Genomic DNA, 11,903 nt, shown 5'->3' on the forward strand with positions numbered 1-11,903 from the left:
TGACCCCAGCCCGGACCTCACCGTCCGGGCTTTTTCTTTGCTCTTTGACAGTTGGCACATAAAATCACGACAACTGTCAAAACAGAAGGGTGCAGATCATGACCAAAAGCGTTTCTACTGCGGCCAAGCGCAAGGCGGGCAAGGCCTATATACCCGTTGCGATCAAGCGTCAGATAGCCGCCAAAACCCGCGCACTTGCTGCCAGCGGGCTTACCTTGGCCAGGACTGGTGATTTGTGGCACGACGTGATGGCCACGACCATTGATCTGCCTGCCATCGATCAACATGGGCTGGCGCAAGGTGGTGTTCCGACCGAGGTGCTGGACAAGGTGGTTGCCTCGTTCGTTCGCCTGGGAGAGGCCGAGGTGTTGGGGGCCGTGGGAGTGAGCAGCCGCACCGTGCAGCGGCGCAAGGCTGGTGTTCTGAGCACCGAGCACTCTGGCGCGGTGCTGGACCTCATAGCCGTAACGCAAAAGGCCATCGAAGTGCTGGGTAGCCGCGAGGCCGCAGAGGACTGGCTCCACCATCCAGCGCTGGCATTTGATGGACGTCGTCCCATTGAACTGGTCTCCACGCGCCCAGGTGCCGATCTGGTCAAGGACCACCTCACCCGGATGGAATACGGGGTCTACGCTTGACGCCCTTGCCGCCGGCACTGGTCGGCGCGAAGGCAGCAGGCGATCTGGTGGTTTGGCGGCTGGACGCCGCCAAGTACGCCTCGACCTGGGCAACAGGGGAGGGTGCTTTTCAGGTGGGTGGACGCTGGAGTTCTCCAGGACTGCGGGTGCTTTACACCGCGCTGGACCCTGCAACCGCCATCCTGGAGGTGGCGGTGCACAAGGGGTTCGACGCCTTGGACGCCGTGGCCCACAAGCTGCTGAGCATTCGCCTCACGCAGTTGGACAAGGTGCATGTGCTGGACACTGCGACTGTTCCCAATGCCAACTGGTTGCGCCCCGGCGCGGTGAGCAGCAATCAGCAGAAATTCGGAGACGCCTTGCTGGCCGTGCACCCGCTGGTGCTTGTGCCCAGCGTGGTCAGCACGCACTCCTGGAACCTGCTGATCAATATCACGGCGGCTGCCGGCATGTTCGAGCTGGCCATGATGGAGGATTTCGCACTGGACACGAGGCTCTCGGCGCGGCGGTGAAGGGTGTGCGGCGGGACTCCCCGCCAGTCCGGCTCAGCTCAAAAGAAGCTGCTCGGCGATCTTCTTGCCAACACTGAGGACCAGGTCGAAGGTCATGTCCAGGCCCTTGTCACGGAAGGTGTCCTTGATCTTCTTCCAGACCGTCTCGTTTCGGATGGTGTCCAGCAGGTCATGGCCTGAATTCGTCAGGCGCCGGGCGATAGCCGCTGCGATCTGCCCGCTGCCATCGCGCAGCTCCTGGACGTTCGCCTCAATGAATCCAGCTTCGGCCAGAAGGCGCATGTTGTAGGCGACCTCCTGCGCGGGGAGGCTCTCAAAGTGGTCCGGCCGGAGCACCGTATTGGGCGTTGCCGACTCTTCCAGCCGAAGCAGGATCTGGCGGATGATGGTCCAGTCTTTTCTCATGACGGGGACTCCCATGCAGTTTTGTGACTCAAGTAGTCATTGTCTCTGCACAAGGGCCATGGCAGTGGAGGCACGAACACCCCGATTGGGGATCGGACCCTCATGAATTGACAGGCTTATCCGCACGGCGGCTGCGATCCTGTGCGCAGAATCCAGACCAAAGACAGTCGATGGTCAGGAGGGGGGCATGGGTCCAGGTGAAGCGCTGGAGGCGTACCTGTATTTTCTTCGTCATGAAAGAGGCTTGGCCGCAAGATCAATACGTGCCGCAGCATCGGTGCAGCGTTCGTGGGAGCAGTCGCTTCGGGCAAATGCCTTGGAGAGGACCTGGCTCGAAGCAACTCCGCAAGATTTGAGCAGGTTCCTTCAGGCGCGGCACCACTTGGCGGACACAACCATCGGCGTGGTCCGTTGGCACCTCAAGTCCTTGTACGCCTGGCTCCAAAGAGAAGGGCTGGCGCTGGCCAATCTCGCCATGAACCTGACGACTCGGGCGAGATCCCCACGACAGCGGTCACCCTGGTTCGTGCCCTCGTATGTGCAACTGCAGCGCATGCTGGAGTTGCCCAACACCCTCACGCTCGAAGGAATCCGGGACCGGGTCATGCTTGAACTGCTGTACGCCACCGGCGTTCGTTCGCAGGAACTCCTGAGCATGCAGGTGCACACGGTGTGGCCCTCGGAGCGCCGCGCGGCCGTTGTTGGCAAGGGGAACAAGGAGCGCCTTGTGGTGATGAACGAGTCGGCCGCAGAGTGGCTCGCGTACTACCTCAAAGTGGTGCACCCCAGGCTATTGCGGCGACGCCGCCTCGCGGCGATTCCCGCCAAAGGAGATCAATGCGTGTTTCCCTCAACAAGGGCACCGGCCCCGCTGAGCTACGGCACCCTGCGGCTGCGCGTCAAGGGATATGCGGTGCGGGCCAACATGCCGCTGCTGACCGCGCACACGCTGCGACGGGCTTTCGCCACCCATCTCTATCAAGGTGGAGCTGACCTGCGCACGATTCAGAGTTTGCTGGGCCACGCCCACCTGGCCACCACCACCTTGTACACCCAGGCTCCAAGCCCTCGGCTGCACGAGGTGATCGAGCGTCATCACCCGCGCGGGCGCCTGTACACGCCCGGCTTGCAGCGCGCGCTCGACGTTCCTTCGTCGGACGTGGAACCGAGTTACCAGAACTTGGAGTTGTTGCCCTTGTAGCCGCCGACGATCTTGCCCGATGTGCGCCCGTTTTCGATGGTGACGCTCAGTAGCACGTACTGGGCCGACCCACGTCCAGACTCCCATTTGTAGTTGATACGCCGCCCCTCAATATCGTCCTTGCCGGCGTTGTAGTCGAAACCGACGATGTCGCGCACCTGTTCGTAGCTCATGCCCTGGTCGATCTTGTCGAAGGCAGCGTACAGATCTCCATCTGCAGAGTCCGACCCGCCGCCGCCACCTCCACAGGCGCTCAGTCCAAGGGCAGTGGCCGAGATGGCCAAGAAAGCGATGACGCGACGGCGTGAATGGGTCTTGCCCATGATGTCCTCCTGAATGTTGTTGATGAAAAAACCGAGGGATGATAGCGGGTCAAACGAGGCGCTCAGTTCAAGCGCTTTTTGCGCATCTGCTGGGCGCCCAGGTCTTCGATCAGGTGGTCGACCAGGTCGACGAAGCCGCAGGACCGCAGGTAGGCCGCAGCACTGGTGGCGGAGTCCGAGCGAAGGCTCAGTGGCAACACCATCGCCTCATCTCCGTAGCACGCCGGTGCCCGAAAACAGCCAGGAATGACCGGTATCTGTTCGCGGCGCAACGCGAACTTCAGCTCATCCCAAAGGTCTGGATAAGGGACCACGATCAGCGACACGGACTGCTCGATGAAGTGCACCGCATTGGCATCCAGAACATGGTGCTCATGGTCGAGCTGCAGGGGAACCTTGACGCCCAGTTCTCTGGCAATGCGCCGGGCCGTGCTCAAGTGATGCGATCCGCCCTGATTGTTCAGGAGCAAACGCTCATCCCAGCCGAACGAGGTGAAGGAGTCACCCACACACAGAGTGCCTTTGAGGCACCGTACCTGGTCGTGGGCCAGGCAGCGTTGCAGATCGGCGCGACTGCCTTGGCGGTATTCGTTGTTGGGACTGCGGTGTTCAAAAGCCTGAATCGAGGGGAACGACGACAGCTCGCTTTTGGAGAGCAAGATGTTGGTGACTTCCTGGATGTCGAACTCGGCGCCTTTGGTGCGGGTGGTGCGCACCAGACTGGTCAATACCAGGTCGAGCTTGTCCTGGTCGTTCTCGTCCAACCAGCGCTTGCTAGCGCGCAACTGGGTCCAATCGCGGTGCCCGCTCTGACCCAGGGACTGCTGAAACGGGGAGTGACGCGGCCGCGAGTCCTTGGCCAGGGTCAATGCGACCTCCAGGGGTACACCCTCGGCCCGCAATGCACTGCGGTGCCGGCGCGCTGCAACTTCGTCGAGTTGGCGAACCAGGGAATTTTTTACCCACCCCATCATCCCGGAGAGGACCGAGGCTGGGTCAGTGCGCCGAGGGCGGCACCAGGCGCCCGTTGTAGAGAAAGTCTTCTGCGTCATAGATCGTTTCGTCGGAAAACCCCACGGCGGCTTTGACCGTGATGCGGCCGGTGTTGGTCTGTTCGGCCTTGATGTGCGAAATGCCGGCATCGCGCGAGAACGCCACGCGCTGCTGACCGGTGCGAATGTTGCGGACCACCACCTTTTTGATGCCGTCCTCCTTGACCACCGTGATCGGACCCTTGGGGGTGTCGTACAGGTAGAAGCGGTTGCGGAAGTTCGGCTCTTCGGAACCCTTGATCAGGCTCATCTCTAGCCGCGTGGGCAGCAACTGGGCTTTGTCGACGTCGTAGAAACCGATCTCGAAGCGTGCAGGGTCCAACGTCTGAGGTGAATGCCGACGCACGACCACCAGCCGGGAGGCCTCGATGTCGCCTCGCTGCGTCCATGCCAGGTGCCAGTCCGCAGGCAGCAGCCTTGAGGCGATGTTCGTGGTCGGAAAATACGTGAATGCGCTGCTGCTGCGCAGAAGGAGGATGCCGCGCGAGGTGAGGTGGTAGCCGTAGGCGGCTACCGTCGGGCCACCCATCGGCGTGAATCGCCACTCCCCCCGAAATCCCTCCAGATGCCCGATGGTCTCTGGTTGGCCAGACCTGGTGAAGTTGACGCGGCGCACGACGTAGTCGCGGCTGGCATTGCCCTTGACCAGGTACGTTGCCCAACCGGTGGCGCTGAAGCCGCCGACTTCGACAATGGGCGAGAGGGGGTCCACGTAGCGCACGTTCTGCTCGTGCTCCCACCCGAAGCGCCATGCCTTGAAGCCGGACTCCTGTGCGGTGAGGTACCAGACGGTGGGCCGGGTGATGTTGGCCTCTGGCAAGGCGGCGCTTGCCCAGGTTCCGTCAGACCGAAGAACCTGCTTGTCGCCTTTGAAGTCCTGCCGGGTGATGTCCTGGCCAACCCGGACGACCGAGTCTTCCCCGTGAATGGTGACGCAGCCGGACAGCAGCGCAGGAGCGCCCAGCAGGCAATGTCTGCGAGTAATCATGTTTCCTCCCTGATGCAACCCAGAACCTTACCCGATCCATGTTGTTGCAGCGTTCAGGCCACTGTCAAAACTATCAGGATGATGGAGGCAACCATGCTGACCTGGCGAACGCCCATCCACAAATCGGCCGTGGCGATCCGCCCATCGGCGTACTGTCTCCACATCGCCAGCAGCATGCTGGCGCAGATCAGGAAGGTGATGGCCACGGTCAGCATCTGGATGGTGTTCCGAAGTTGCGACATGGAAACGCCCGAGCCGTTCTCGAAGCCTGCTTCCACGGCCGCAGAGATCGACATGCAGTTGCCGTAGCCATCGGTCAGGCAGTTCTGCAGCGCGGTGTTCGGGGTCTGCGGGGTGAGGGTCCACCCGGTGCCTGGTGTAGGTGATGGCGAGGGGTTGGTCACAGGCGGTCGGGTCACACCATCAATGCGGTCGGCCATTTCACAGATGGAGGTGCCGTTGCGGTCGTTGAATCCTTCGCAACGGCCCGAGCGGATCATGGTCAGGCAGTTACCCACCCCCAGCTGCACACAAGCCAGGACCATGCTCGGGGTGACCGGACGGCCGTCGAAGGTGGTCATCGCCGCCAGTTGCGCGGGGGCCGAGGTGCGCAAGGCCTGCGACATCACGGTCGCCCAGGCGTTGACCTGGTCCTGCAAGGGCAGGTTGCGAAACTGCTCGGTGGAGATGTGCAACGTATCGCGAATGTTCGTCCCTGTCATTTGCAGGATGCCATAGCAGCACGAGCCGTTGTAGACATCGAGCCGACCGCCACTCTCGAACATGGCCAGACTGCCAATGGCGTCGGCATAGCCTCTCAGCTGGGAGCTTGCATTGGGCGAGGCCATGATGGCAGCCGCGACCTGGTCAGCAGTGACCCGCGTGTTGCTTTGGGCGCAAACAATGGAGGACACTAGGGCGAGCACCGATGTGGACACCATGAGCGCTTGTCGAACCCAATATAAGAGCGCTGCCATCACACGCCCTCCAGGTGGATGGCACGGCGGCATGCAGACACTTCTTTGCCATACTGGATCACCCGGAAGTATCCGGTGTTCGTTCGCGAGTCGAAGGCGAATTCCGTGTGATTTTTTTCGTTGGGATTGTCTGTACTGCCCACGATGTTCAAGTGGCAGAACCCGACGAACTCAACCACATGCGACTTCTGTTGGGAACTCACAGCCACCCGAGCAAGGCACTTCGAGTACTGATCTACCGAGGATCTCCCACCCATCGGCCTCTCGCATCGCTCAAAGTCAAGCAGATTCAACAGCGAGAAGGTCAGAGACACTCCAGTCGAGGTCGTTGCATTGGCCAACAAGACGAACAAGTTCACTGCTGGGTTCTGTCTCTCAGCCTTCCGAATTTCGTCTGCCCAGACGGCATCAGCTTGAGCTGCGTCCTTCGGACTTTGCGATTCCTTCTGTTTTGTTGGCGTGTACCAATACACGACCTCGCGCATCGTCTCCCATCGCAACCCGTTCGGGAACTTGACCTGGTCGGTGCTCGTAGCGCGCACCTCGGAGCCCTGGGCGCGTGCGCTGGGAGCTATGCCCGAGAGCAAGGCCGCGACGAACATCAGGGACAACAGGGCTCGCAGGCCGCGTTGCGCAACGAACGGGAGCGTGAACGGGATGGTCAGGTGCATGGTTTCCTCCGGCTGAATTGATCTGAAAACCCGCCACTCTACTGAGGCGAGCTGGCGGCTTCCAGTTCGCTCATGAACACCTCAGGGGGGGTAGCTCCGACCAGGCGCTTGCCGTTGGCCAGGAACACTGTGGGCGTGTTCTGGATCTTGTATTTCTCACCGGCCTTGAGGATGGCCAGCAGGCCAGAGGTGTCGCAGTCCTGCTTGCCGCCCATGGGTCTGCTGCCGGCCATGATGGCGCGCCAGGCAGCGCCTCGGTCCGGCGCACACCACGCGGTGCGAGCCAGGGGAACCGACTCGGGCGAGATCACTGGGAACATGAACTTGTAGACGGTGACGTTGTCCAGCTGGTCCACGAACTTGGTGAACACCTTGCAGATGGGGCAGTTGGGGTCCTCGAAGACGGCGAGCTTTCTGGAGCCGTTGCCTCTGACCTCCTTGATCGCATGCTGCAGGGGAAGGTCACCGAAGCCCACCCGGTGCATCTGCTCCATGTGAGCAGCCGTGAGGTCCTGGCGCTGCTGCATGTCGATCAGGGCCGCGCCGGAGAAGCCGTACCGCCCCGACTCATCCACGTAGAAGATCTCCGAGCCGACTTCGACCGCATACATGCCGGCTATCGGGGTGCTGCGAATGGCGCCAGGCTTGACCTTGCCCTGGGTGTTGCGCTCGATGGTGGCGCGCAACTGAGTGGCCTTGGGTTCCGCGACGGCGTTCTGCGCGAGGGCGGAGCAGGCCATGAGAAGACCCGTCACGGACATCAGAAGCGATCTGGTCAGTTTGGAGGTGTGGAGCGTTTTCATGGTGGTGAGCTGGGGATGAACTGGAACTGGGATCGTCAGAAATCGAATGCCCGAACACCGCGCTCGGAGCGGCGAATCTCGACGGCATGGCGAATCTGTTCCGAGACGACAACCGGGTTGGCCACGGCGTTGACGAGAAGGGTGGGGCAGGTGGCGTCGGTGCTCTGGATCACGACCTGCCCACGGCCGAAGACGGACTGCAGCAGGGTGCCTTTGACCGAGATGTCCTTGACCCGGTACAGCTCGACGGACTCGACGTGTTTGACCAGGATGCCGCTTTCTTCGATGAAGCGCTGATCGGTCAGGCTGTAGCGGTGGCGGGCCGTGCGCAGGTAGCGGTAGCCGGCGTAGAGGACCGGCAGCACGAGCCAGAACATGAGAACGGCGATGAGGTAGACGCCCGCATTGCTGACCTGGCCCTCGCTGGCGCTCCAGAGAACGCGGGTCTCGCGCACCTGCGCGGCCGCTGGAGGCGACTCGGGTGTGACGCGGGCAAGGAGGTGAGGATCGGGCTGGTCCATGGTCCCAATCTACGAAGAAGGCCCTTCCCTCGCATCAGAAAACCTGCCGCAGAAAGGGCAGGTTTTCGCTTGACAGACAAGGGGGAATCTGGCACCAAAAAGAAAGCCAACCGATTGCTCGGTTGGCTTTGTGCTGCGGTACGGGGGATCGATCAGGTGTCCTGAACGATCAAGGTTGGCCACTGCAGCTCGGCCTCGCGCTTGCCACTCAGCAAACGCAGGCCAGCACGCACCAGCCCAGTGCCAGCCCGACCGATGCGAACAGGCAGCTGTGCACTCCAGCGGCAGGCCCCCAGGAGCTTCTGCCGGCGCAGGTGAGTGGCCTGCACCTGGAGCTTGCGCCTGCACGCCCGCAGGTAGACGGCGGGGTGCGCGGCCTGCAGGTGCGGATGACGCTCGAACAGGTCCACGATCAGAAGCGCGGTCGGCGCTTCATCGACGTGGTCCAGAACGGCTTTCCAGTGCGGCTGCTCCAGTTGGAACCGGGCAGCGAAAGCGCTGGAGGCGGGTTGGCGGGGCGAGAGGGGCGGTTCGGACAGGGCCGAACCAATGGTCACGGGTTTCGGATTCATGATGGACTCCAGTTGAAGACCAGGAGAACGCGCATACCCGAGCCCAGCCGTAAGGCCAAGATCGGGAAGCGAGAACATCCCGATCTGGGTTACGAAGGACAGAAACTCCGGGTCAGACCTTGGGGGTCAGACCGTGCACCTTCCAGGAGTTGAGGTGCCGCGTGGTGCCCGAGGGCAGATCACGCGGTCATCGTAGCACTACAAACACCACTTGGCCGCAGCATTGAAGCTGCAAGACATCGGCAACACGTTCACCTACCCTGGGCACAGCCATCGAACCAAGGGGCGTTTTCTCGTTCACCCTTCTTCATCTTCCCAGTAGGCCCATGAAGGCGATCCGAAAAGCCTGCAGGTGCGACAGCTGCAGCGACTTCCATTCAATCGGGCCACTTTGTTCAGATACGTTGCACGGCCAAGATGCAACGCGGAGCTGATCTCCAAGATGCCAGTTCCAAGTACGCGTGTCATCAGATACTCCGCCGCAGCCATTTCATTTTTGTACCCCACCAGAAGATGCGCAGCGAGGTCGGCGTCTTCAAGTTGATCGTGCTTCGCTAGAAGCTCCATGGTTTCAGCCGACGTGCCTTGAAACCACTTTTTCCTCGTTTGCCGAACCACCGCGCGAACACGCGACGCACTCAGGGTGAGGAGCGACGCAACGTCCGCTGTCGAAAGACCTGACGAACAGAGGTACCACGCGATGTAGTTGCGCCATGCCGTATCTGAACGCTTGTATTTCAGATTGCGCACGTGAGTGCCCCCATACCATGATGGAAGAAGCAACTCCAAATCTTCACCGCCGGGTTTCAAATGCCGCAGCGTGTTGGGACGAATAAACTGAAGCCCGCCTTCATTCATAGCTTTGGTGACTCCTCAATGATCGGCCTAGGATTTCGACGCTCTGGTACATCAGTAGACACGCGATTCGGCATCTAAGTCACGGCTGTGAAGAGGGTCGGCAGGGATTCATGTAAAAAACCGCAGGAATGGCCCTAAGTCCCTGCCAGCATTGAATATTCGTGGCTGTTGTTCTGTACGGCAGTTTGCCGTAAAATCACATACCGGAGGATCAACCCATGCCCGCAGCCATCTCTACAGCCCGTCTAGAAGCCAGGATCAGCACCGATCTGCATTCGATGCTCAAGCGCGCCGCAGAACTCCAGGGGCGCACCATGACTGATTTCGTGGTTTCGGCCGTTCAGGACGCTGCGCAACAGGCCATCGAGCGAGCAGAAGTTATCCGGTTGTCGCTGGCCGATCAGGAGTGCTTTGCTCAGGCGCTGCTGTCGCCGCCAGAACCGTCCCCAGCCTTGAAGCGTGCGTTCGCCCGCCGCAGCCAGCTGCTGCGCGCTGAATGAGTCGCGCACCGTTTCAGCTCGCGCTGCTCAATGGTGCTCATGATCGGACCACTTTCAACAGTGGTTCGGCGCCGTTGGATCGGTACTTGCGTGAGCAAGTTACCCAAGACGTTCGCCGTCGCGTAGCCGCCTGTTTTGTGGCCACGACCGATGGGAAGCGCATCGCTGGTTACTACACCTTGGCATCGGCCAGCCTGCTGCTGGCCGAGCTTCCAGCCAGCACGGGGAAGAAGCTGCCACGCTATCCGACCGTGCCAGCGGTTCGCATGGGCCGCCTGGCTGTCGATCAAGGTTTCAAGGGGCAAGGGCTGGGCAGTGCACTACTCGCAGATGCTCTCGGCCGGGCCGCCCGCTCCGAGGTTGCCGCCTACGCCTTGATGGTGGATGCCAAAGACGATGCGGCAGCAAATTTCTACCGGCATCATGGCTTCGTCACTCTGCCCGATTCACCGAGAACCCTGTTCTTGCCACTGGCAACCGCCCAAGCTGTTTGAAACGCATCGCCAAGCACCTACGGGTGGGAGTCGTACCGTCTTACGTAATACGCCATTACATACCACGGTCGCTTCATGCGGGTCGATGAATCTTGGGTTTGTCACATTTGATAATTGGGCGTTATTCAGTGTGAGGCCGGTTTTGACCCGTTCTGCCCTGTGCGCCCGGTACGACTGACCGCTGGCTGGTGTTACTGGCGAAGGAGGCCGATGCTGATCCGCGATTTTCTCAATGAAATCATGTGATTAGGCCCAGTTCTGCGGTTTTTTACATGAATCCCTGCCGACCCTCGTGAACGCGGCGTTGCATTCCAAGCACTGGACACGGAGAGATGGTTTCCCCCATATGTTCTGTCCGCAGTCGCAGGTGAACTTTACGCGGTTCGACTTGTTCGCGGCCGACGCGGCGACCACACCGTTGGTCACGGTCGGCCGCACCACCAGGCTGGTGGCCACCGACAATGCCTGCGCCGGCGTCGAGCCGCCGCCGACGGCCGCACTCAACTGCATCGCTTCGCACTGCTGGCCAGCGGCCACCACCTCGGGCGCCGGAAACCGGTCGTACCAGCTGATCCGAAAATCCGCCGTCACCAGTTCCTCACAAGCCCGCAGGAAGCGCCCGCCCTCGATGGCGTAGTCGGCCATGCAGTCGCCGGTCCGTTGGCCACCTGGCTTGCCGGTGGAGGAGGGCATTAGACCGATGGCCTCCATCTTCTCGGCCCACTGGCCGTTGTGGTACCTGCCGCGACCAGGCTTGCCGAAGTGGGCTTGCCACAGGTGGACCATTTCATGGACCAGGGTCTGCATGGTTTCGACCAGAGGGACCACGGCGAAGTAGGCCGGGTTGAGCGCGATCTCGTCGGTGGTGCGGCCGTCCAGATCCGCGAAGCGCTGGTGCGAGAAGTAGCCGCAGGTGCGCTTCTCTCGCTGCAGGGTGATCAGGCATGCCGGCAGCGCGCCCTCGAACAGCGCCTGGTTGAAGTGGTCGTAGGCCCGCTGCAGCTCGGTGTAGTTGGGGTCTCCTCGTTTTCAGTGCAATAAGTGACGGTACGAAAAGCTAGCACTGGCGCGGAGGTGGTGTTGGTAGATCGTTGATTTCATTGACTTTCCTGTTCACTTTCAAATCTGCGATTCGTGGCGTCAAACCGTGGTCGGTTTCATCCATTGGTGCCAGTTATCGATGCATTTGGCCGCGAAGGCAGGATTTGGTCAGCATAGCGGTCAACCGGGAAGCGAAACACACCCCGCAAGTTGATGCTCTCCAGCCTGGTGGGCGCAATCTTCCCGATCAGTTCCGGTGGAATGACCTGGCGGCGGTTCGACCAGCGATCCAGGACCGCCTGCATCTGTGAGGTATTCCACGCCATCACGATGTTGGCCATCAGGCT

General features: G+C 61.1%; 17 protein-coding genes. 5 read left to right on the plus strand and 12 right to left on the minus strand.

Annotated features, from left to right (window positions below):
• Window positions 1–98: 98 nt before the first annotated feature.
• Together parS and L0977_RS22905 are read left to right on the plus strand one after the other, a co-directional pair.
• The gene (gene parS, locus L0977_RS22900) at window positions 99–638 is read left to right on the plus strand and encodes a type II RES/Xre toxin-antitoxin system antitoxin (RefSeq protein ID WP_234267236.1); all 540 of its coding nucleotides are present in this window, start codon (window positions 99–101) and stop codon (window positions 636–638) included.
• Between the two features lie 5 nt (window positions 639–643).
• On the plus strand, window positions 644–1,150 hold the full coding sequence (locus L0977_RS22905; protein WP_234267237.1) for an RES family NAD+ phosphorylase: 507 nt from the start codon (window positions 644–646) through the stop codon (window positions 1,148–1,150).
• Window positions 1,151–1,183: 33 nt separating this feature from the next.
• Here L0977_RS22905 and L0977_RS22910 read toward each other — a convergent pair whose 3' ends face one another.
• Window positions 1,184–1,555: a DUF2513 domain-containing protein gene (locus tag L0977_RS22910; protein ID WP_234267238.1), complete on the minus strand. Its 372-nt coding sequence runs from the start codon at window positions 1,553–1,555 to the stop codon at window positions 1,184–1,186.
• A 187-nt stretch (window positions 1,556–1,742) separates the two neighbouring features.
• On the opposite strand from L0977_RS22910, the gene L0977_RS22915 reads away from it, so the two are divergent.
• Window positions 1,743–2,756 carry a tyrosine-type recombinase/integrase gene (locus tag L0977_RS22915; protein ID WP_234267240.1) on the plus strand — a complete coding sequence of 338 codons (1,014 nt, stop codon included), beginning with the start codon at window positions 1,743–1,745 and terminating at the stop codon, window positions 2,754–2,756.
• Here the strand turns inward: L0977_RS22915 and L0977_RS22920 are convergent.
• The 9 genes from L0977_RS22920 to L0977_RS22960 all read right to left on the minus strand — a co-directional run bounded on the left by L0977_RS22920 (window position 2,726) and on the right by L0977_RS22960 (window position 9,521).
• Window positions 2,726–3,079, minus strand: coding sequence for a hypothetical protein (locus L0977_RS22920; RefSeq protein WP_234267241.1), 354 nt, complete (start codon window positions 3,077–3,079; stop codon window positions 2,726–2,728). The two genes, L0977_RS22915 and L0977_RS22920, sit on opposite strands and share 31 nt — an antisense overlap.
• Before the next feature lie 62 nt (window positions 3,080–3,141).
• Window positions 3,142–4,131 (minus strand): DUF6685 family protein, encoded by a 990-nt coding sequence (locus L0977_RS22925; protein ID WP_234267242.1) that lies wholly within the window; start codon window positions 4,129–4,131, stop codon window positions 3,142–3,144.
• Window positions 4,076–5,119, minus strand: a complete 1,044-nt coding sequence (locus tag L0977_RS22930; RefSeq protein ID WP_234267243.1) for a hypothetical protein — start codon at window positions 5,117–5,119, stop codon at window positions 4,076–4,078. The genes L0977_RS22925 and L0977_RS22930 overlap by 56 nt, the downstream gene beginning before the upstream one ends.
• Window positions 5,120–5,172: 53 nt before the next feature.
• Entirely contained in the window at window positions 5,173–6,096 is a 924-nt protein-coding gene (locus L0977_RS22935) for a DUF3262 family protein (RefSeq protein ID WP_234267244.1), read from the minus strand.
• Window positions 6,096–6,767, minus strand: coding sequence for a hypothetical protein (locus L0977_RS22940; RefSeq protein ID WP_234267245.1), 672 nt, complete (start codon window positions 6,765–6,767; stop codon window positions 6,096–6,098). Before L0977_RS22940 ends, L0977_RS22935 begins: the two co-directional genes overlap by 1 nt.
• A gap of 38 nt (window positions 6,768–6,805) precedes the next feature.
• Window positions 6,806–7,507: a DsbC family protein gene (locus tag L0977_RS22945; protein ID WP_234267246.1), complete on the minus strand. Its 702-nt coding sequence runs from the start codon at window positions 7,505–7,507 to the stop codon at window positions 6,806–6,808.
• 98 nt (window positions 7,508–7,605) lie between these two features.
• On the minus strand, window positions 7,606–8,091 hold the full coding sequence (locus L0977_RS22950; protein ID WP_234267247.1) for a PH domain-containing protein: 486 nt from the start codon (window positions 8,089–8,091) through the stop codon (window positions 7,606–7,608).
• 152 nt (window positions 8,092–8,243) lie between these two features.
• On the minus strand, window positions 8,244–8,663 hold the full coding sequence (locus L0977_RS22955; protein ID WP_234267248.1) for a hypothetical protein: 420 nt from the start codon (window positions 8,661–8,663) through the stop codon (window positions 8,244–8,246).
• A gap of 297 nt (window positions 8,664–8,960) precedes the next feature.
• On the minus strand, window positions 8,961–9,521 hold the full coding sequence (locus L0977_RS22960; RefSeq protein WP_234267249.1) for a hypothetical protein: 561 nt from the start codon (window positions 9,519–9,521) through the stop codon (window positions 8,961–8,963).
• Window positions 9,522–9,739: 218 nt separating this feature from the next.
• Between L0977_RS22960 and L0977_RS22965 the strand changes: the two genes are divergently transcribed.
• Together L0977_RS22965 and L0977_RS22970 are read left to right on the plus strand one after the other, a co-directional pair.
• The gene (locus L0977_RS22965; RefSeq protein WP_234267251.1) at window positions 9,740–10,021 is read left to right on the plus strand and encodes a type II toxin-antitoxin system TacA family antitoxin; all 282 of its coding nucleotides are present in this window, start codon (window positions 9,740–9,742) and stop codon (window positions 10,019–10,021) included.
• On the plus strand, window positions 10,018–10,515 hold the full coding sequence (locus L0977_RS22970; RefSeq protein ID WP_234267253.1) for a GNAT family N-acetyltransferase: 498 nt from the start codon (window positions 10,018–10,020) through the stop codon (window positions 10,513–10,515). The genes L0977_RS22965 and L0977_RS22970 overlap by 4 nt, the downstream gene beginning before the upstream one ends.
• A gap of 246 nt (window positions 10,516–10,761) precedes the next feature.
• Here the strand turns inward: L0977_RS22970 and L0977_RS22975 are convergent, their stop codons facing one another.
• A complete protein-coding gene (locus tag L0977_RS22975) occupies window positions 10,762–11,517 on the minus strand; it encodes a SprT-like domain-containing protein (protein ID WP_234267256.1) in 756 nt (251 codons plus the stop codon).
• A gap of 155 nt (window positions 11,518–11,672) precedes the next feature.
• The coding region (locus L0977_RS22980) for a Tn3 family transposase (protein WP_234267254.1) at window positions 11,673–11,903 on the minus strand (231 nt) is incomplete at its 5' end.

Origin of the sequence: Hydrogenophaga sp. NFH-34 (genome assembly GCF_021401345.1) — a bacterium.
Taxonomy (GTDB): domain Bacteria; phylum Pseudomonadota; class Gammaproteobacteria; order Burkholderiales; family Burkholderiaceae_C; genus Hydrogenophaga; species Hydrogenophaga electricum.

What these genes read in the sequence shown, in the direction of transcription:
- L0977_RS22960 (WP_234267249.1), bottom strand. Translation starts at nt 9,521, where the DNA reads ATGAATGAAGGCGGGCTTCAGTTTATTCGTCCCAACACGCTGCGGCAT.
- L0977_RS22910 (WP_234267238.1), bottom strand. Translation starts at nt 1,555, where the DNA reads ATGAGAAAAGACTGGACCATCATCCGCCAGATCCTGCTTCGGCTGGAA.
- L0977_RS22950 (WP_234267247.1), bottom strand. Translation starts at nt 8,091, where the DNA reads ATGGACCAGCCCGATCCTCACCTCCTTGCCCGCGTCACACCCGAGTCG.
- L0977_RS22965 (WP_234267251.1), top strand. Translation starts at nt 9,740, where the DNA reads ATGCCCGCAGCCATCTCTACAGCCCGTCTAGAAGCCAGGATCAGCACC.
- L0977_RS22940 (WP_234267245.1), bottom strand. Translation starts at nt 6,767, where the DNA reads ATGCACCTGACCATCCCGTTCACGCTCCCGTTCGTTGCGCAACGCGGC.
- L0977_RS22915 (WP_234267240.1), top strand. Translation starts at nt 1,743, where the DNA reads ATGGGTCCAGGTGAAGCGCTGGAGGCGTACCTGTATTTTCTTCGTCAT.
- L0977_RS22930 (WP_234267243.1), bottom strand. Translation starts at nt 5,119, where the DNA reads ATGATTACTCGCAGACATTGCCTGCTGGGCGCTCCTGCGCTGCTGTCC.
- L0977_RS22920 (WP_234267241.1), bottom strand. Translation starts at nt 3,079, where the DNA reads ATGGGCAAGACCCATTCACGCCGTCGCGTCATCGCTTTCTTGGCCATC.
- parS (WP_234267236.1), top strand. Translation starts at nt 99, where the DNA reads ATGACCAAAAGCGTTTCTACTGCGGCCAAGCGCAAGGCGGGCAAGGCC.
- L0977_RS22935 (WP_234267244.1), bottom strand. Translation starts at nt 6,096, where the DNA reads ATGGCAGCGCTCTTATATTGGGTTCGACAAGCGCTCATGGTGTCCACA.
- L0977_RS22925 (WP_234267242.1), bottom strand. Translation starts at nt 4,131, where the DNA reads ATGACGCAGAAGACTTTCTCTACAACGGGCGCCTGGTGCCGCCCTCGG.
- L0977_RS22970 (WP_234267253.1), top strand. Translation starts at nt 10,018, where the DNA reads ATGAGTCGCGCACCGTTTCAGCTCGCGCTGCTCAATGGTGCTCATGAT.
- L0977_RS22945 (WP_234267246.1), bottom strand. Translation starts at nt 7,507, where the DNA reads ATGGCCTGCTCCGCCCTCGCGCAGAACGCCGTCGCGGAACCCAAGGCC.
- L0977_RS22955 (WP_234267248.1), bottom strand. Translation starts at nt 8,663, where the DNA reads ATGAATCCGAAACCCGTGACCATTGGTTCGGCCCTGTCCGAACCGCCC.